This window comes from Paenibacillus dendrobii (assembly GCF_009807035.1).
In the GTDB taxonomy this organism is placed as follows: Bacteria; Bacillota; Bacilli; order Paenibacillales; family Paenibacillaceae; genus Paenibacillus_AQ; species Paenibacillus_AQ dendrobii.
On the sequence record NZ_WUBI01000008.1, the window covers coordinates 1 to 17,315 of the forward strand.

The 17,315-nt window shown below is 46.6% G+C and carries 24 protein-coding genes; 2 read left to right on the plus strand and 22 right to left on the minus strand.

The window, feature by feature from the left end; translation table 11 throughout:
• Positions 1-474: 474 nt before the first annotated feature.
• Both GRF59_RS27935 and GRF59_RS27940 read right to left on the minus strand, forming a co-directional pair.
• A complete protein-coding gene (locus tag GRF59_RS27935; RefSeq protein WP_160501009.1) occupies positions 475-705 on the minus strand; it encodes a hypothetical protein in 231 nt (76 codons plus the stop codon).
• A 201-nt stretch (positions 706-906) separates the two neighbouring features.
• Positions 907-1,515 carry a stage II sporulation protein M gene (locus GRF59_RS27940; RefSeq protein ID WP_160501010.1) on the minus strand — a complete coding sequence of 203 codons (609 nt, stop codon included), beginning with the start codon at positions 1,513-1,515 and terminating at the stop codon, positions 907-909.
• Between the two features lie 89 nt (positions 1,516-1,604).
• On the opposite strand from GRF59_RS27940, the gene pdaB reads away from it, so the two are divergent.
• A complete protein-coding gene (gene pdaB, locus GRF59_RS27945; protein WP_160501011.1) occupies positions 1,605-2,411 on the plus strand; it encodes a polysaccharide deacetylase family sporulation protein PdaB in 807 nt (268 codons plus the stop codon).
• Positions 2,412-2,440: 29 nt separating this feature from the next.
• Here pdaB and GRF59_RS27950 read toward each other — a convergent pair whose 3' ends face one another.
• Positions 2,441-3,031, minus strand: coding sequence for a KinB-signaling pathway activation protein (locus GRF59_RS27950; protein ID WP_160501012.1), 591 nt, complete (start codon positions 3,029-3,031; stop codon positions 2,441-2,443).
• Between the two features lie 125 nt (positions 3,032-3,156).
• On the opposite strand from GRF59_RS27950, the gene gerD reads away from it, so the two are divergent.
• Positions 3,157-3,843, plus strand: a complete 687-nt coding sequence (gene gerD / locus GRF59_RS27955) for a spore germination lipoprotein GerD (RefSeq protein WP_160501013.1) — start codon at positions 3,157-3,159, stop codon at positions 3,841-3,843.
• A 42-nt stretch (positions 3,844-3,885) separates the two neighbouring features.
• Here the strand turns inward: gerD and GRF59_RS27960 are convergent, their stop codons facing one another.
• The 19 genes from GRF59_RS27960 to rplO form a co-directional block, all read right to left on the minus strand.
• Complete coding sequence (locus tag GRF59_RS27960; RefSeq protein ID WP_160501014.1) at positions 3,886-4,983, minus strand: Mrp/NBP35 family ATP-binding protein; 1,098 nt, start codon at positions 4,981-4,983, stop codon at positions 3,886-3,888.
• Positions 4,984-5,050: 67 nt separating this feature from the next.
• On the minus strand, positions 5,051-5,824 hold the full coding sequence (gene cwlD, locus GRF59_RS27965; protein WP_160501015.1) for an N-acetylmuramoyl-L-alanine amidase CwlD: 774 nt from the start codon (positions 5,822-5,824) through the stop codon (positions 5,051-5,053).
• A gap of 68 nt (positions 5,825-5,892) precedes the next feature.
• Positions 5,893-7,062, minus strand: coding sequence for a sulfate adenylyltransferase (gene sat / locus GRF59_RS27970; protein WP_160501016.1), 1,170 nt, complete (start codon positions 7,060-7,062; stop codon positions 5,893-5,895).
• 25 nt (positions 7,063-7,087) lie between these two features.
• Positions 7,088-7,780: a phosphoadenylyl-sulfate reductase gene (locus GRF59_RS27975; RefSeq protein ID WP_160501017.1), complete on the minus strand. Its 693-nt coding sequence runs from the start codon at positions 7,778-7,780 to the stop codon at positions 7,088-7,090.
• A 180-nt stretch (positions 7,781-7,960) separates the two neighbouring features.
• Positions 7,961-8,416, minus strand: a complete 456-nt coding sequence (locus tag GRF59_RS27980) for a spore coat protein (RefSeq protein WP_160501063.1) — start codon at positions 8,414-8,416, stop codon at positions 7,961-7,963.
• A 446-nt stretch (positions 8,417-8,862) separates the two neighbouring features.
• Positions 8,863-9,255, minus strand: a complete 393-nt coding sequence (gene rpsI, locus GRF59_RS27985) for a 30S ribosomal protein S9 (protein ID WP_136609131.1) — start codon at positions 9,253-9,255, stop codon at positions 8,863-8,865.
• Between the two features lie 19 nt (positions 9,256-9,274).
• Positions 9,275-9,712 carry a 50S ribosomal protein L13 gene (rplM, locus tag GRF59_RS27990; RefSeq protein ID WP_160501018.1) on the minus strand — a complete coding sequence of 146 codons (438 nt, stop codon included), beginning with the start codon at positions 9,710-9,712 and terminating at the stop codon, positions 9,275-9,277.
• A gap of 182 nt (positions 9,713-9,894) precedes the next feature.
• Positions 9,895-10,671: a tRNA pseudouridine(38-40) synthase TruA gene (gene truA, locus GRF59_RS27995; RefSeq protein WP_160501019.1), complete on the minus strand. Its 777-nt coding sequence runs from the start codon at positions 10,669-10,671 to the stop codon at positions 9,895-9,897.
• A 252-nt stretch (positions 10,672-10,923) separates the two neighbouring features.
• Entirely contained in the window at positions 10,924-11,289 is a 366-nt protein-coding gene (gene rplQ / locus GRF59_RS28000; protein WP_136609128.1) for a 50S ribosomal protein L17, read from the minus strand.
• A gap of 33 nt (positions 11,290-11,322) precedes the next feature.
• Positions 11,323-12,267, minus strand: coding sequence for a DNA-directed RNA polymerase subunit alpha (locus GRF59_RS28005; RefSeq protein ID WP_127606487.1), 945 nt, complete (start codon positions 12,265-12,267; stop codon positions 11,323-11,325).
• A gap of 134 nt (positions 12,268-12,401) precedes the next feature.
• Positions 12,402-12,797 (minus strand): 30S ribosomal protein S11, encoded by a 396-nt coding sequence (gene rpsK / locus GRF59_RS28010; RefSeq protein ID WP_127606489.1) that lies wholly within the window; start codon positions 12,795-12,797, stop codon positions 12,402-12,404.
• A gap of 19 nt (positions 12,798-12,816) precedes the next feature.
• Complete coding sequence (gene rpsM / locus GRF59_RS28015; protein ID WP_160501020.1) at positions 12,817-13,185, minus strand: 30S ribosomal protein S13; 369 nt, start codon at positions 13,183-13,185, stop codon at positions 12,817-12,819.
• Positions 13,186-13,206: 21 nt separating this feature from the next.
• On the minus strand, positions 13,207-13,320 hold the full coding sequence (gene rpmJ / locus GRF59_RS28020) for a 50S ribosomal protein L36 (protein ID WP_026688601.1): 114 nt from the start codon (positions 13,318-13,320) through the stop codon (positions 13,207-13,209).
• Positions 13,321-13,522: 202 nt separating this feature from the next.
• Positions 13,523-13,738: a translation initiation factor IF-1 gene (gene infA, locus GRF59_RS28025; RefSeq protein ID WP_006212898.1), complete on the minus strand. Its 216-nt coding sequence runs from the start codon at positions 13,736-13,738 to the stop codon at positions 13,523-13,525.
• Positions 13,739-13,740: 2 nt separating this feature from the next.
• Positions 13,741-14,049, minus strand: coding sequence for a KOW domain-containing RNA-binding protein (locus GRF59_RS28030; protein ID WP_160501021.1), 309 nt, complete (start codon positions 14,047-14,049; stop codon positions 13,741-13,743).
• 10 nt (positions 14,050-14,059) lie between these two features.
• Positions 14,060-14,812 (minus strand): type I methionyl aminopeptidase, encoded by a 753-nt coding sequence (gene map, locus GRF59_RS28035; RefSeq protein WP_160501022.1) that lies wholly within the window; start codon positions 14,810-14,812, stop codon positions 14,060-14,062.
• A gap of 5 nt (positions 14,813-14,817) precedes the next feature.
• Positions 14,818-15,462, minus strand: a complete 645-nt coding sequence (locus GRF59_RS28040; RefSeq protein WP_160501023.1) for an adenylate kinase — start codon at positions 15,460-15,462, stop codon at positions 14,818-14,820.
• 91 nt (positions 15,463-15,553) lie between these two features.
• Positions 15,554-16,852: a preprotein translocase subunit SecY gene (gene secY / locus GRF59_RS28045; protein ID WP_160501024.1), complete on the minus strand. Its 1,299-nt coding sequence runs from the start codon at positions 16,850-16,852 to the stop codon at positions 15,554-15,556.
• Positions 16,852-17,292, minus strand: a complete 441-nt coding sequence (gene rplO / locus GRF59_RS28050; protein WP_160501025.1) for a 50S ribosomal protein L15 — start codon at positions 17,290-17,292, stop codon at positions 16,852-16,854. Before rplO ends, secY begins: the two co-directional genes overlap by 1 nt.
• Positions 17,293-17,315 lie beyond the last annotated feature (23 nt).

Sequence of the window (17,315 nt, forward strand, 5' to 3'; positions counted from 1 at the left end):
GCATGTATTAGGCACGCCGCCAGCGTTCGTCCTGAGCCAGGATCAAACTCTCCAAGAAAGTTTGTAGCTCATTTTGAAACTGACGAGATATAATGAATTTTTGAATGAGGCAAACCCCAATCAAAAACTTCATTACTTAAAATCTCATTTGTGCTCCACAGTTCGGGGACCGAACTGCTTTGCGTTTCGACTTCATTGCTGAAGTCTGTATCTCACTCGTTGTTCAGTTTTCAAAGATCAAATTCTTTCGATTCAAGCCTCTTTCGAAGCTTTCTTTCGTACATCACCGCATCTCAGCGGCGACTTTTATAATATACCATACATGCTCGATGTTTTGCAAGTCTTTTTTTCAAAAACTTTTTTCAAAGTTTCTAATTCATCAATATCTTGCAGCATCTCACAGCATTCAATTTTATGTGACTAAAACTGAAGCGAAAATAAATTTATCATAGAATCCATTCTTTCGTCAAGCATTTATTGCTTGAATTGAGAGAGCTTGCTGTTACGTGCATATTTAGAGAGTTCCTTGTGAGGAGCAAACCTGGCATACATGCGGAATACCGTTCTATATCTGCTGGCAATGGCGTTCCTGACCTCAAGGTCCAATCTCTGATCACTTAAATCAAACAGCATCTCATCCAGCTCTTTGCGTAGCACATAATCAAGTTCCTTGCATTCCTTATCGTTAAAAAGCATACCCAGCATGATTGCCTGGCCTCCTTGTCGATTAAAAAGCGAATATACAGCTTCAAGTGAGCTAAAGAACGGCAAACTTCTTAATATGAAGCAGCATGGACTTTAGCTCATTTGATATGCGGCTCGATTTTACCGCCTTACTGTTATGCACATTTTTTGGGAAATTTATGAATGTGTTTTTCACAATTCTTCATTTCCTAATACCGATCCCTATCCTTTCATCAGGCTGTATGTAACCGTGCTCTCAATAATAGCTGCCACAAACAGCAAAATTACGATCCATACGGATGCGGTAAGAGCTTTTCTGAACAACTCCCTCCATCTCCCCTTCAATCCTTCCTTCCCGCTTCCGCCAAGGCTCGCAATAACCATCAACCCCATTTGAAGGCCAAAGGCACAAGCAATGATAATAGCCGGTATTTCGATAATACCGTGAGGCAGTAGCCCTTTGACTACCAGATCAAACAAACTGTTTCCCTGCTCCAGAGAACTATGTACGAGATAGCCCAAAACCATGCCGTTCACAAGCAAAAACAAAATCGGCAAAATCCCTACAAACAAACCCAGGAAGATCATCACTACGGCCTTAATGCTGTTATTGAAGAAAATGAACACAAAAAAACTCCACATCGGGCTTGAGGAATCGCTCAGCGACTTGCTGATATCCCGAATCCCCTCCATTTGATTGTTAATGATCTGTTCCAGAACACCAGTGCTGTACCATCCCGCTACAATACCAAGCATGAAAAGCACCGTAACAAACAGCAATGTTTTGCGAATGGATCCAAGGTCTTTTAGAAAAGTACTTAGTCGAAGCATATATAACCTCCTCATGGTAATAACTCGCTGGTACGAGCATACATTGAAGTAAACAAGCATTTCGAAAGTGGAAAGGGGCGACTATAGCGATGAATTCATTTTTTTATGTGCTGAACGGCCGCAAAATCAAGCGTACTTTCTTTGTTCTCGCCGCTGCACTGTTCGCTATCGGCATTATTTATGTAGAGTCTGACAATATTACAGTGTTTTCCGAGGGAGCTCCAGCTGCTATTTACAGCGTTCCTACGGACAAGAAGGTGATTGCCCTGACATTTGATATCAGTTGGGGAGAAAAGCGTCCTGAACCCATCCTGAACGTTCTGAAAGACAAAGGAGTCGAGAAAGCAACTTTTTTCCTCTCCTCACCTTGGAGCAAAAGCCATCCGGACATTGTGAATCAAATCAAAACTGCCGGCTTTGAGATCGGAAGCCATGGGCATAAGCATGTGAATTACAGCAGTCTGAGCGATGAGGAGATTAAGACACAGCTTACGACAGCCAACTCTATATTAACCGATTTGACGGGCAAGGAACCCAATCTGCTTCGTCTTCCAAATGGGGATTTTGATAAACGGGTGCTGAAGATTGCAGACAGCCTGAACTATAAGGTTATTCAGTGGGATACTGACTCACAAGACTGGAAGAACATCGGAGTAGACAATATCGTGAACCGCGTCGTCAGCAAAGCTCATCCAGGTGACATCGTCCTCCTTCACGCCAGCGATTCCTGCAAACAAACGCACGAGGCTCTCCCGATCATTATCGATGAACTGCGCAAGCAGGGATATGAGTTCGTAACGGTATCCGATCTTCTGACCCAAGCCGACACCAAGGGCAAAGAAGTCCGCGATCAAGCCACGCTGCAGCAAGCCATTGATGACGCTGCGGGCATGTAGCAAAAGCTAAAGAAAAAAGAGCTAATTACTTAGCTCTTTTTTGGTTTCAACACTTTATGAAGTATTAAAATCTGGTATGCATTGCAGGCTAACAATGGAACCACAATAAAGATGGTGGCATTGTTATCGTTAATTTTGAGTCCGCCTACCATCTCTACAATCGTAACTGCTGTCATGAAGAAAATCGTCGGTACCCACGCACTCGGGTTCGTCGCTCGGACTTTAAAGAAGGCAACCGCGACAGCGACAACTAAAATGGCTATACCCAGTAATAAATCTGCCGCTTGATTGCCCTCCCTGCCTACAAAGGACCGGAAGAACATGACTTCAAGCAAAGCCAGAACCGCGAGGACAAACTGTATGTACTGCCACGTTTTCAGCTTGAACACGCCAATAGCCGTATAATTCAGGATCATATAAGCAAAAAAACCAAGCTGTGAGTATACGCTCGTCATCGCCCCAAAACCGAAAAGAATGAGCAAATAAAACAAAACATCTTTAGCATCCTTGAATGAAATGGTTTCTCTGCTGTACGGTAGAAGGAAACCGGTAATTATGGAGACGATGGCTCCCACAAGCAAGGTTTTTAAAAATAACTTGGACCAATTTTTCAAGTTCAACTCGTCTGCACCCCCAAGACATTATTTTACCAACGTTCTCATTAAAAAACCATGCCCGTGTCGACATATTTCGAAATTCACTTCGGCATACTACAAACAGGATTATAGACAAAGGAGTGACGCTCATGAAGTGGCCGGTTTTAGGCGTATGGGGAATCATTTTCGGGCTTTCCGCCGTACTTGCGGGCTGTGGATCCGAACAGAGCTATGCACCGCCTCAGGGCGATTATAAAGAAATGAAAACGATGGTTGTCGACATCCTGAAAAGCGATGAAGGCAAAAAAGCGGTCGAAGATGCTTTAAAACAAAGTGGCGGAAGCTCTTCAAGCGGTCCGGGCATGCAAATGATGACCGTGCAGGCAACAGATCAAATCCGTACGGCCGTAAAGGACACCATTACTTCCGAGGAATATAAAAAAGAATTCGAAAAAATTATGACCGATCCTCAGTTTGCCGGCGAATTCGCCAAATCGATCAGCTCCCAGAATAAACAGCTACACATGCAGCTCATCAAGGATCCAACTTATCAAAAGGCGGTCTCGGACATCATGAAATCGCCGGAAGTCATGAAAATGTTCCTAGACCTCACCAAAACACCGGAATACCGAAAACAATCCATGACGGTTATGCAGGAAGCCATGCAGAATCCGATGTTTAAAATGGAAGTCATGTCACTGTTGAAGAATGTCGTCACCCAAGAATTGCAGCCAAAAGTAGAAAAAGGCAGCCAAGGTGGCGAAGGCGGTAAGGGACAGGAAGGCGGAGACAAAGGCGAGAAGGATAAGGACAGTGGAGACAGCGGCGGTTCTTAAAACAAAAAAGCCCCTATGTAGGGGCTTTTTGCTTGCGAAGAATTACTTTTCACATTTGCCAATTATGTTCGTTGCCAATTCATTATAAAGCTTGCCGATTGTCGATTCGGATTTGTACACCGAAGGCGAGAAATCCGGTTCTGATATATGATTATCCGGCGCTCCCAGCGGCAGCTGCGCCAACAGGCTCGTATGAAGCGTTTCGGCAAGCTGTCCGCCGCCTCCGCGGCCAAATACATAATCCTTTTCACCGCAATGCGAACATTCATAATATGCCATGTTCTCCACGACGCCCAAGATTTCATGATCCGTTTGAATGGCCATGGCACCCGCACGAGCTGCTACGAATGCAGCAGTGGCATGCGGAGTCGTAACAATAACCTCTTTGCTCTGAGGTAGCATTTGATGGACATCCAGTGCAATGTCACCGGTTCCCGGAGGGAGATCCAGAAGCAGGTAATCCAGCTTGCCCCAATTGACATCGCCGAAAAATTGATGAAGCATTTTGCCAAGCATTGGTCCGCGCCAGACCACAGGATTGTTCTCACGGATAAAGAACCCCATGGACATTACCTTCACGCCAAATCGCTCTACGGGTACAATGGTACCATCTACCACGACAGGACCTTCTTCGATCCCCATCATATCCGGAACGCTGAAGCCGTAAATATCCGCATCGATCAGGCCAACTCTTTTCCCTTGGCGGGCCAATGCGGCAGCCAGATTGACGGTTACCGTCGACTTGCCAACGCCCCCCTTCCCGCTCGCTACCGCGATGAAGTGTACGTCGGGATCGGTCAGCAGCTCATTTCTCTCAAGACCCGCCGCATGTCCCTTGACCAGCTTATCCTCGTCCGTTTTGCTCTCATGCTCACCCAGGATCTTGCTGCGCTCATGTTCATTGGCTTCTCGCATACGAATATGAATATCTTCGACTCCCGCAGACTGCAGACGATCGCGGATCTCCTTCTCGAGCGCTTGTCCGTAGCCTTCACGGTTATCCAGTGTAATAACGGAAAGCGAAACCCTATTTTCTTTTACAACAATATCTCTTATCATTTGCAGCTCAATCAGGCTTCGGCCGGTGGCAGTATCACCGATGGGCTGTAGCACCTCTTGAACTTGCTCACGTGACAACATGATGGCAGCACCTCTGCTTTATTAATTGGCATCCATACATGGATAAGCCCCAGTAGGTATTATACCATCAACGCTCATTTTCTGACGACAGTTTCACCTTTTCTCCGGATAAATACCTTAACATCCCCTTGTAAACAGCTGCAGCGATCTTACGCTGGTAATTCTCATCCCTAAGCAGCTGAGATTCCTGCGGATGGGAGAGAAAGCCTAACTCCACTAGCGCAGCAGGCATTTTTAATGCTTGCAGGAGATAAACAGTATCAACCGTTTTCGCGATACGGTCCGTATTTCCAAGGTTCCGCTTGATTTCATCCTGAATGAGTTCAGCGAGTCCCTCGTTATCAGGATGATTAGGATAATAAAAGGTCTGAGCCCCGCTCCATCTGCTGGACGGAAAGCTGTTCAGATGAATGCTCAGAAACAGGTCGGCCTTCGTATCCTGGATAACTTTTGCCCGTTGTTTCAAATCTTCCGTCTTGCGTTTGGAGTACCCCTTGGTATCTGCATCCGCCAAATCGTAATCTCCTTCGCGGGTCATATAGACCAGGGCTCCCGCCTGCTGCAAATAATCCCGGAGGTATAATGCGATCGCGAGATTTACGTCTTTTTCAATAACGCCCTGTTTGCTTACCGCCCCTCCATCAGGCCCACCATGCCCTGCATCAAGCGCAATCACCTTTCCCGATAAAGGGAGGCTCCAGTGTCCCGTTGTTTTGACAACAGGGATATTAAATGTGGCTACGGCGATAAATACGATAAGCAGACATAAGCCCATCAGCAATTTTTTGATCGAGCTCAGCCTGATCCACAGCACCTGCTTGCCAGGCCCCTGCTTGGACATCAAAAATCCACCTCCGTTCCCATATCGACTCTACTCATCTATATGGGCGAAGGTGGACAAATAGTACCTTAAGGCGTAACTTGCGCGCTCATACCGGCAATCAATACTTCGGCGACTTCCGGGCGGGTAAATTCCGGAGGCGGGCACTGACCGTCTCTCAGCAACCCGCGCACCTTGGTACCAGAAAGCGTCAGATGCTCTTCATGCGGATGAGGACAGGTTTTGCTGGAAGCCATGTTGCCGCATTTCTTGCAAAAGAAGCTATGTTCAAAAAATAGAGGGGTAATTCCGAGTTCCTCCGGTCTGAAGTTCGAGAAAATCTCCTGAGCTTCATAAGTTCCATAGTAATCGCCTACACCCGCATGATCGCGGCCAACGATAAAATGGGTACATCCGTAGTTTTTGCGGACAATTGCATGGAATATTGCCTCTCTTGGACCTGCGTACCGCATCGCTGCCGGGAATACGCCCAAGAAAGTCCGATCTTCGGGATAATAATTTTCCAAGAGTACCAGATAGCTTTTCATCCGTACATCAGCCGGAACGTCGTCCGACTTCGTTTCGCCCACGAGCGGGTTCAGGAACAAGGCATCGACGATTTCCATCGCACTCTTCTGGATGTACTCATGAGCTCGATGCACCGGGTTACGGGTCTGGAAACCGACGACCGTTCTCCATCCTTTTTGCTCGAACAGCTCTCTGGTTCTTGCAGGATCAAAATAAAAGTCGCTAAATCTGGCTGGCTGCGGCCGATTAAGAATCTTAACGCTCCCGCCAACATAGATCGAGGAGCGCTCCAGCAGCTTTTTCACGCCGGGATGTTCCGGGTCAGAGGTCTTGAATACCTTATTAGCCTCTTCCTCTTGATCCACTTCATATACACTTTCAATATTTAACACAGCATAAATGACTTTATCCTCAGCGCCTGTCAGTGCCACCTGATCTCCTATGCTCAGACTGCCAACTGTCTCTTCATCCACGGACAGGGTCACCGGAATGCTCCATACGTTTCCATCGGCAAGACGCATGGTATGAACAACAGAACGGTAATCTTCCTCATTCATAAAGCCTGTTAGCGGAGAAAAGGCACCACTCCCAATTAAATCAAGATCGGATATGGTCCAGTTATTCACCGGTATCTGCTTCAGATGATAAGAGGTTTTCAATAGTTCTTCCCTCTCCTGCCCCTCGGCAATCCGGTTTACAAGTTTTCCACCGTGTGGAAGAATTGTTGTCATATTTGCTCCCCCTTAGCCGCGTCTATTATTGGTGAAGTCCACACTCTGTTTTATCGCTGTCGGACCAACGTCCTGCTCTTGCATCTTCTCCCGGATTTACCTGACGAGTGCAATACTCGCAGCCTATACTGGGATAGTTCTGATCATGCAAAGGATTATACAGTACTTGGTTCTCTCGAATATAATTCCAGACATCATCCGATGTCCAGTCGGCAATCGGGTTAAATTTTACAAGTCCAAATTTCTGATCATATTCAACCTTCTTGGCATTCGCACGCGTTGGAGCCTGATCTCTGCGAATTCCAGTGATCCAAGCATCATACTGGGAGAGAATCCGAGTCAACGGTTCGACTTTGCGGATATTGCAACATTGGTTGGGTTCCGACTTCCACAATTCAGCACCATGCTGCGCAGCTTGCTCCTCCGGAGTCAGTTTGGGAGATACACGCACGAATTGAATACCGTACTTCGATTCAAGGCGGTCCTTGGTTTCATACGTTTCTTTAAAATGAAAATCGGTATCCAGATAAAAAATATCCGTTGAAGGACTCACTTTTTGCAGAATATCGACCAGAACGACATCTTCAGCACCAAAACTGCATGCAAACGTCAGATTCGGGAACGTCTCTACGGCAACACGGATGACTTCTTCGGCAGAAGCATGTTCAAGTTCAGCAGCTTGAAGCTCAATCCATTTTTCCTTTTCAAGCAAATTCATTGTGAATGTCTCTCCCCTTCCCATATTTCACACCATTAAATTCATTTAATACCAAGCGGTTTAATATGATTTAAATCCAGTATAAACCAATTTGGTTGGTTGTCAATGCTCATAACGTGTAATTTCCAGTTGAACAAATAAAAAAAGCCCTTCTTCAGAAGGACTTTTTATCAAAATAAATTAAAGCTCGAGCGCCTTTTTAGCCATCTTCTTATCATTTTCCAGCATCTTGTGAAGATCATATGCAGGATAATACCCATGTTCCAACATAAAGTGAAAAACTTTGGCCTGCAGTTTGATGTATTGGTTCAAATGTTTCGTAAACGTGTCTCTTAACTGAGGCGTTGCCGTTTCCGTAATGGCATCTGCGTAACTTTTAATACATGTCTTGAGCATTCCCAGCAGGTGCCCTGCATAAAATCCGGTCAGATCCTCATGCTCGCCTTTGCTTTTATTGTTTCGGGTCTCTGTCGGCGCCATGGAGTAAAAGTGAAGCAGATCTTTCAGATTCCCTTCCATCATGCGGATCGTTTCCTCGTACAGATGATGCAGATGGGGATTGGCCACCTCATGCACATGCATTTTAAGAGCGATTAAATTATTCGCTGTAGATGCCGTTAATTCGTGCAGCTTCATGGTTTCATGCCAGGCCAGATGTTTATGCTGCGCGTTTACGTTTGCATTGACATTCGCATTAGCATTCGTATGTGTGTTTGCATTTACGTTTGTATTAGGTTGCAAAATCGAATCCCTCCGTGTTCAGTAATACTTCAGCATATGGGGGATCCGCCCATTAGGCATGTTGTCTCATGCAAAAAATTCAGAAGATTAATCTCCAGCCCTCAACGCAACAAAATACATCCTAACCAGCCAAGACCGTGCAAGCCTTATTACGATAATGCGAGAAGAGGAGCAGGACTTGAATCTTCAGGATCAAGTAAAGCTCTCCAGATAGGTATAAATGGGTATGGATGCGCATTGACTCAACTTTGTCGATAACGAAGTTGCCTTTTCACTATCGCAAACAAAAAAGCCCCTGACCATAAGGCCAGAGGCTTTGTTTTCTTGGATACCAAGAAATATTAACGTTTGGAGAACTGAGGTGCGCGACGAGCCGCTTTGAGACCGTATTTTTTACGTTCTTTCATACGTGGGTCACGAGTCAGGAATCCTGCTTTTTTCAGGGATGGACGGAAGTCTGGATCAGCTTTGAGCAACGCACGGGAGATACCGTGACGGATTGCTCCTGCTTGACCAGAGATACCACCACCGTGAGCAATAACGAGCACGTCGTATTGTCCAAGTGTTTCAGTCAGGTTCAGTGGTTGTTTAACGATCAGTTTGAGGGTTTCCAAACCGAAATATTCATTGATGTCGCGTTTATTGATGACAATGCGTCCTTCACCCGGTACAAGGCGAACACGTGCTACCGAATGTTTACGACGACCTGTCCCATAGTATTGTACTTGTGCCATGAAACTGTCCTCCTTTTAATTATCCGCGAAGTTCGTAAACTTCTGGTTTTTGTGCTGCATGTGGATGTTCGGTGCCTGCATATACTTTCAATCTCAGCTTCATTTTTTCGCCCATGCGAGTTTTAGGAAGCATACCGTGAACAGCAGATTCGAGTACACGTTCTGGTTTTGTGTTCAGCAGGTCTTGAGCGTTAGTCACTTTCAGACCACCTGGATGCATGGAGTGACGGTAGTATTTCTTGTTTTGCAATTTCTTGCCTGTCAGATGGATCTTCTCAGCATTGATGATGACTACGAAGTCACCTGTGTCAACGTGAGTTGTGAATTGTGGTTTGTGTTTACCGCGGATCAAAGCAGCTGCTTCGCTCGCCAAACGACCAAGCGTTTTGCCTTCGGCATCAATGATGTGCCAGTTGCGCTCAACTTCATTTGGCTTAGCCATATAGGTGGTACGCATGAATAGTTCCTCCTTGTATTCGTCCGAAAATCATTTATCTTCGTTCTTTGTCGTTATCAAAAGTCATTTGTAAATGTTAGGTTGTTATTTCCCTGATTGGGGGCTGTGGGATAGCCATCAAGAAAACACAACTTTTATTTTACAGTATAGGCAGATAAATCGCAAGCTCATTTTCAATGTTTTTAATTGAAATTCTCATACTCCACATTCCATAAAATGAGGCCCTTAGATTCAGCTGTCGGACCAGCTTTCATCCGGTCTTTGGCCTCCAAAATCGAAGCGATATCCTCCGGCTTCTTACGGCCCTTGCCCACTTCCAGCAAAGTTCCCGCAATAATGCGGACCATATGCTGCAAAAAGCCATTGCCGGTGATATACAGATGTATCAAGCCCTGATCCCGGGTTCCCGGACGACACATGGATTGATCCCTTTCAATATGGACATCATAAACGGTGCGGATATGAGACGGCTTGGTAGAGTGCCGGGACGCAAAAGATGTATAGTCATGCGTGCCGATCAGATACTTCAGCCCCTCAGCCATGGCTTCTACATTCAGCTTGCCGGGATGATGGAGTTCCGTATTTCGCCGGAATAGATCCGGAAACTGATTGGCATTGATGGTATAACGGTAGGTTTTACGCTTGGCAGATCTTCTCGAATGAAATTCCATTGGGACCTCTCTGGCTTCGGTCACCATGATATCTCTCGGTAGTCTGGAATTGAGTGCCATACACCAGCGTTCCACAGGAATCTTGGAAGCCGTGTGAAAATGAAACACCTGCCCGTAGGCATGTACACCGGCATCGGTGCGACCCGAGGCATGAATTTTCACTTTCTCTCCCGTCAGCATCTCAATGGCCTTCTCCAAATAATCCTGAATGGCATTTCCGTCGGGTTGAGTCTGAAAACCGCTGTAATTCGTACCGTCATAACTGACTTTCATACATATGTTGCGCATTTCCCCTAGTACCTCCTGAATCCTCTGCCTGCCTTTTACGCAAAAGGCAACTCATGCGCTGCATGCCGAAACATAAAACGGCTCCGCCGTACAACACGGCGAAGCCGTTCCAGATCGAGTCATAGGAACACGATTCGAGGCCTGTATTCGGAAAAGAAGAGCGTCTTTATCCGTCCGCAGGCCCCGGACGTGAAAAAAAGGGTTCGATCAGAATCATACGATTCCTTCCCCCCTTTCCCCATCCTCACCTGTTTACGCGCGGTCAACCAGTTCCAGATAAACCATAGGCGCGGAGTCACCGCGGCGAGGTCCGAGCTTCAGGATACGAGTGTATCCGCCTGGACGCTCAGAATAACGGGTAGCCAGTTCGCTGAACAGTTTTTGGATAGCGTCTTGCTCTCCATCAATCGTTTCACGACGAACGAATGCTGCCACTTGACGGCGAGCGTGAAGGTCACCCTTCTTCGCTTTAGTGATCAGCTTTTCAGCGATGGAACGAACTTCCTTCGCTTTAGCTTCCGTAGTTTGAATGCGTTCATATAAGAACAGGTCGGTTACCAGATCACGGAACAAAGCTTTACGTGCACTGGAATCGCGGCCCAACTTTTGGTATGCCATGTTTTCCCCTCCTTCGCTAACGATTCTAAGAAGCTATTCTTCTGTACGAAGCCCCAGACCAAGTTCCTCGAGCTTTTCCTGTACTTCTTCCAAAGACTTGCGGCCCAGGTTACGGACTTTCATCATGTCTTCTTCGGTTTTGGTAGTCAGCTCTTGTACCGTATTGATGCCGGCACGTTTGAGGCAGTTGTAGGAACGAACAGAGAGATCAAGCTCTTCGATCGTCATTTCAAGCACTTTTTCTTTTTTGTCTTCTTCTTTTTCGACCATGATTTCAGCATCTTTTGCTTCGTCAGTCAGACCAACGAACAGCATTAAATGCTCGGTCAAAATTTTGGCGCCGAGGCTTACAGCCTCTTCCGGACGAATGCTGCCATCAGTCCAGATTTCAAGCGTCAATTTGTCATAGTTGGTCACTTGACCAACCCGCGTATTCTCCACGCCGTAGTTGACGCGGCTAATCGGGGTATAGATAGAATCGACCGGGATGACGCCAATCGGTTGATCATCACGTTTATTCTTATCTGCTTGGACATAGCCACGACCGCGGTTAGCAAAAATACGCATGTGAAGTCTCGAACCTGGACCCATTGTTGCAATATGAAGGTCTGGATTGAGAATTTCCACATCGCTGTCCGCCCGGATATCTCCTGCCGTCACAACTCCTTCACCCTCAGCATCAATCTCGAGGACTTTCTCCTCATCAGAATGAATTTTCAGGGAAAGAGCCTTCAGGTTCAGAATAATTTCCGTCACGTCTTCCATTACACCCGGAACCGTTGAGAACTCGTGGAGAACGCCATCGATCTGTACGGATGTTACGGCTGCGCCTGGCAGCGAGGATAGCAGGATCCGGCGAAGGGAATTCCCCAAAGTCGTTCCATATCCACGCTCAAGCGGTTCTACTACAAACTTGCCATAGGCTCCGTCTTCACTGACGTCTACGGTCTCAATTTTCGGCTTTTCGATTTCAATCACGCAAGTACCCCTCCTTCAAACGTCGCTCCTATTTGAAACTGTCACCTTATCTTGTGTAAACATGTAGTATGCCTAAACAACCATTATTAGCAGATTGTGCCGGAAATATACCACATTCTTCAGGTTGGCTTCAATTAGACACGACGACGTTTAGGCGGGCGGCAACCGTTGTGTGGAACTGGAGTTACGTCTTTGATCAGGTTGACTTCCAGACCAGCAGCTTGCAAAGAGCGGATCGCTGCTTCACGGCCTGCACCTGGACCTTTAACCATAACCTCTACCGATTTCATACCATGTTCCATAGCAGCTTTTGCCGCGGATTCAGCAGCCATTTGAGCTGCAAACGGAGTCGACTTACGGGAACCTTTGAATCCAAGGCCGCCGGAGCTTGCCCAGGAAATCGCGTTTCCATGAGGATCCGTAATTGTTACGATCGTATTATTGAACGTGGAACGGATATGAGCCACTCCGGATTCAATATTTTTGCGGTCACGACGTTTAGTACGTACGACTTTTTTCGGTTTAGCCATTGTCTTTTATCCCCCCTTCTTATTTCTTCTTGTTCGCTACAGTACGACGAGGGCCTTTCCGTGTACGAGCATTCGTTTTAGTACGTTGTCCACGAACCGGCAGACCGCGGCGATGACGCACTCCACGATAGCAACCAATTTCAACGAGACGTTTAATATTCAAGGAAATTTCACGACGCAGGTCACCTTCAACCTTAACCGTTTTGTCGATCGTTTCACGCAATTTGCTGACTTCATCTTCCGTCAAATCACGAACACGAGTGTCCGGATTGATGCCTGTAGTGCTCAGAATTTTCTGGGAAGTCGTTTTACCGATTCCGAAAATATAAGTCAAGGCGATCTCAACGCGTTTGTCACGTGGCAAATCCACACCAGCTATACGAGCCATTTTACGCTACACCCCCTTCTATTAACCTTGTTTTTGTTTGTGTTTCGGATTTTCACAGATAACCATTACAGTACCTTTGCGGCGAATGACTTTGCATTTTTCGCACATAGGCTTCACAGAAGGTCTCACCTTCATGTTAATTACCTCCCTCAAGTTTTGCAAAGCAAAACTCACTTCGTAAGGATTGAATAAAGGATTTGCCTCCATCATGAAGGAAACAAATTCATATCTTATAGGATCAACCGGATTTTACAAGTGTAAAACCAGGAAAGAACTTTTTCAAGTGCCATATAGGATCATAACATCCCTGGCGTCTTATTGAAAGAAACGGTAAAAATTACTTACGGTACGTTATACGGCCTTTGGTTAAATCATAAGGCGATAACTGCACGACCACTTTGTCACCTGTCAGAATACGGATAAAGTGCATCCGCAGCTTACCGGAAACGTGAGCAAGAATTTGATGACCGTTCTCAAGCTCAACTTTGAACGTAGCATTCGGCAACGGTTCGATGACCGTACCTTCCACTTCAATTACATCTTCTTTGGCCACAGTTAGTCTCCTTTCTCTTCAGCATGGGGTTCGGTGGACTGCACAAATTTCGTCACTGCAAAACGCAGCTTTCCATTTGTGACCCGACCGCTTTCATTTAAACTGTTTGCGACCTCGCTGCTAATAAAGGACTGGGGCTCCAGATGAAGAAGACTCTTCTTCTTTCGCTGATCAAACTTACGTTTGTTCCCATCCGCTATATACACGAACCTGCTGTCTTCAATGGATACGACCACGGCCACCTGTCCGGCATCTTTGCCCTTCAGGATCTTCACAATCTGACCGATTTGCAGGGTGCTTTGATTACTCAAGAACAATCACCTACATATCCAGTTTAGTGAGAATTTCATGACCTTCGGCAGTAACAGCTACTGTATGCTCAAAGTGAGCACACCATGCTCCGTCGACCGTAACGACCGTCCAATTGTCTTCCAGCGTTTTGACATAACGGGATCCGGCATTCACCATTGGTTCAATCGCCAGCACCATGCCGGGTTTGAGCCGTGGTCCCCGATCCGGAACGCCAAAGTTCGGAATATTCGGTTCTTCATGCAGTTCTGCCCCAACTCCGTGTCCGACATACTCCCGGACAACCGAGAAGCCGGCGTCTTCGATGACGCGTTGGATGGCATGTGAGATCGTGAACAGGCGCACATCAGGTTTGACAAGCTCCAAGCCTGCATACAAGGAAGCTTCCGTGACGTCCAGCAGACGCTGGGCCTCTTCGGAAATCTTGCCTACAGGATAGGTCCAAGCGGAGTCTCCATGGTAACCACGGTACTGCGCACCGATGTCTAGCGTAATAATGTCGCCTTCGTTTAATTTGCGTTTGCCGGGAAATCCGTGTACCAACTGATCATTGACTGAAGCGCAAATGCTGGCAGGAAAACCATTGTAGCCCTTAAAAGACGGCAGTGCTTTCTGACTGCGGATGTAGTGGTCGGCAATGCGGTCAAGTTCCCCGGTCGTGATGCCCGGTTCAATGTGCTTTGCCATGAGACGGTGTGTTTCCGCCACAATTCGCCCTGCTTCCCGCATAAAGCCGAGTTCCGTTTCGGACTTACAAATGATCATTACGACTAACCTCGCAGCACCGATACGATTTCTTGAGATACCGTATCGATTTCTTGATCACCATCGATCTGACGCAATAGACCTTTGTTCTCATAAAATGCTAGGAGTGGTGCTGTTTTGTTGATATATTCGTCCAGACGGGTACCCACGCTCTCTTCGTTGTCATCCGAGCGTTGATACAATTCGCCTCCGCATTTATCACATACACCTTCCTGTTTCGGCGGGTTGAAGATCACATGATAAGTAGATCCGCAGTTTTTACAAATCCGGCGTCCTGTAAGGCGCGCCATCAGTTTATCACGGTCTACTTTCAGGTTAATGACATGATCGAGCTGAGTGTTCAGTCTGCTAAGAATTTCATCCAGCGCTTCCGCTTGCGAAAGGGTTCTTGGAAAACCATCCAATAAGAAACCTTTTTCGCAATCGGACTGCTGCAGACGTTCCTCCACAATGCCGATCGTTACATCATCCGGTACCAAAAGCCCTTGATCCATGTATTCTTTGGCTTTAATGCCAATGGGAGTTCCCTGTTTGATCGCAAGACGAAATGCATCGCCTGTTGAAATATGGGGAATGCCGAATTCATTTACAATGACTTCTGCCTGTGTTCCTTTTCCTGCCCCAGGAGGGCCCATGAATAGTATGTTCACGTTTCTCTCTCCCTCCGACACTGCCTCTTTACAAGAAACAACGCAATAAGTTGCCGGGAAGCTTAAAGATCACTTCACCGGAACCTATCACTTATTTATTGATAAAACCTTTGTAGTGGCGTTTGATCAACTGGCTTTCGATGGTTTTCATCGTATCCAGCGCTACCCCGATGACGATCAGCAGCGAAGTGCCTCCGATTTTAACCGAGCTAGGCAAGCCAGCCAGGGTACCGAAGCCAATCGGCACGAGAGAGATCACTGCCAGGAAGATGGCGCCAGTCATGGTTAGACGGGACATCACTCGTGTCAGATACTTCTCGGTTGCTTTACCAGGACGAATGCCCGGGATATAGCCGCCGTTTTTCTTCATATTGTCTGCCATTTGGTTTGGATTCATCTGCACGAAGGTGTAGAAGAATGTGAACCCGATAATCATCAGAACATACAGTACCATACCTAGCGGATAATCATATCTCAAGTTGGTTTGAATCCACTTCGCCCACTCATGAGTTGACCAAAAGCTCGCGATAATGGTAGGGAACTGCAGCAGGGATACGGCGAAGATGACCGGAATAACGCCAGCCGCATTGATTTTCAGCGGAATATGCGTATTCTGTCCACCGTACATCTTGTTGCCAACCACGCGTTTTGCGTATTGTACAGGAATTTTACGAATCGCCTGCTGGATGTAGATTACACCCACAATGATCGCTACGATGACAATCAGAACGATCAAAGTTTTCAGGATATTCATAAATGTCTGACCATCTTGAATGAAATTGGATTGAGCCGTAGAACGGATATATGTCGGAATATTTGCGATGATCCCGGAGAAGATCAGAATGGAAATACCATTACCGATTCCCTTTTCCGTAATCTGCTCACCCAGCCACATCAGGAATGCGGTACCTGCTGTCAGCACGATGGCAATCAACAGATAATCCACAAAAGTAGCATTAGGAATCATTTCGGCCGAATACAAACGGTTAAAACCGATTGACATCGCAAACGCCTGAATGAGACCCAACACGATCGTCAAATATCGCGTTAACTGCGCCGATTTCTTTTTCCCGTGCTCGCCTTGTTTTGCCCACTCAGCAAGCTTCGGTATAACATCCATCGAGAGCAACTGCACGATAATGGACGAGGTAATATACGGCACGATCCCGAGGGCAAAGATGGAGAATTGATGCAGCGCACCACCCGAGAACGTGTTTAAGAGACCAAACAATTCGCTACCTTGCTGATTCGTTTGCTCCAGGACTGTTTTGTCAACGCCCGGAACAGGAACGAAAGAACCAATACGGTAAACAATCAGTACTAACAAGGTGAACAGAATTCTTTTACGAAGGTCCTCAACCCGCCATATATTCTTCAGGGTCTTAAACATTAGATCACCTCGGTTTTACCGCCGGCAGCCTCGATCTTCTCTACCGCAGATTGAGAGAACTTATTTGCTTTTACAGACAATTTGACGGTTACTTCGCCATTGCCAAGAATTTTGATGCCGCTCTTCGTGTTTTTCACGACGCCGCTTTCCACCAAAAATTCTGGAGTTACTTCTGTACCTTCTGCAAAGTTGTTCAGTTCCTCGATGTTAACAATCGCATACTCTTTCCGCGTAGGATTTACAAATCCACGTTTTGGCAGACGACGATACAACGGGTTTTGTCCACCCTCGAATCCAGGACGTACGCCGCCGCCGGAACGAGAATTTTGCCCTTTATGACCGCGGCCAGATGTTTTACCCGTTCCGCTACTTGTACCGCGACCTACACGCTTACGGTCTTTACGGGATCCAGTAGCTGAAGTAAGTTCATGTAACTTCATCGTTCGTTGCACCTCCTTAATAT

Excerpts from the sequence above, each read along its gene's own strand:
- GRF59_RS27975 (WP_160501017.1), bottom strand. The coding sequence starts at position 7,780 with ATGAATTTGCTTGAAAAGGAAAAATGGATTGAGCTTCAAGCTGCTGAA.
- rpsI (WP_136609131.1), bottom strand. The coding sequence starts at position 9,255 with ATGGCACAAGTACAATACTATGGGACAGGTCGTCGTAAACATTCGGTA.
- rpsK (WP_127606489.1), bottom strand. The coding sequence starts at position 12,797 with ATGGCTAAACCGAAAAAAGTCGTACGTACTAAACGTCGTGACCGCAAA.
- pdaB (WP_160501011.1), top strand. The coding sequence starts at position 1,605 with ATGAATTCATTTTTTTATGTGCTGAACGGCCGCAAAATCAAGCGTACT.
- rpsM (WP_160501020.1), bottom strand. The coding sequence starts at position 13,185 with ATGGCTCGTATAGCTGGTGTGGATTTGCCACGTGACAAACGCGTTGAG.
- sat (WP_160501016.1), bottom strand. The coding sequence starts at position 7,062 with ATGACAACAATTCTTCCACACGGTGGAAAACTTGTAAACCGGATTGCC.
- cwlD (WP_160501015.1), bottom strand. The coding sequence starts at position 5,824 with ATGTCCAAGCAGGGGCCTGGCAAGCAGGTGCTGTGGATCAGGCTGAGC.
- rpmJ (WP_026688601.1), bottom strand. The coding sequence starts at position 13,320 with ATGAAGGTGAGACCTTCTGTGAAGCCTATGTGCGAAAAATGCAAAGTC.
- GRF59_RS27960 (WP_160501014.1), bottom strand. The coding sequence starts at position 4,983 with ATGTTGTCACGTGAGCAAGTTCAAGAGGTGCTACAGCCCATCGGTGAT.
- map (WP_160501022.1), bottom strand. The coding sequence starts at position 14,812 with ATGATCATTTGTAAGTCCGAAACGGAACTCGGCTTTATGCGGGAAGCA.
- GRF59_RS27980 (WP_160501063.1), bottom strand. The coding sequence starts at position 8,416 with ATGAAGCTGCACGAATTAACGGCATCTACAGCGAATAATTTAATCGCT.
- truA (WP_160501019.1), bottom strand. The coding sequence starts at position 10,671 with ATGCGCAACATATGTATGAAAGTCAGTTATGACGGTACGAATTACAGC.
- rplM (WP_160501018.1), bottom strand. The coding sequence starts at position 9,712 with ATGCGTACCACCTATATGGCTAAGCCAAATGAAGTTGAGCGCAACTGG.
- secY (WP_160501024.1), bottom strand. The coding sequence starts at position 16,852 with ATGTTTAAGACCCTGAAGAATATATGGCGGGTTGAGGACCTTCGTAAA.
- rplQ (WP_136609128.1), bottom strand. The coding sequence starts at position 11,289 with ATGGCATACCAAAAGTTGGGCCGCGATTCCAGTGCACGTAAAGCTTTG.
- rplO (WP_160501025.1), bottom strand. The coding sequence starts at position 17,292 with ATGAAGTTACATGAACTTACTTCAGCTACTGGATCCCGTAAAGACCGT.
- GRF59_RS27940 (WP_160501010.1), bottom strand. The coding sequence starts at position 1,515 with ATGCTTCGACTAAGTACTTTTCTAAAAGACCTTGGATCCATTCGCAAA.
- GRF59_RS27935 (WP_160501009.1), bottom strand. The coding sequence starts at position 705 with ATGCTGGGTATGCTTTTTAACGATAAGGAATGCAAGGAACTTGATTAT.
- gerD (WP_160501013.1), top strand. The coding sequence starts at position 3,157 with ATGAAGTGGCCGGTTTTAGGCGTATGGGGAATCATTTTCGGGCTTTCC.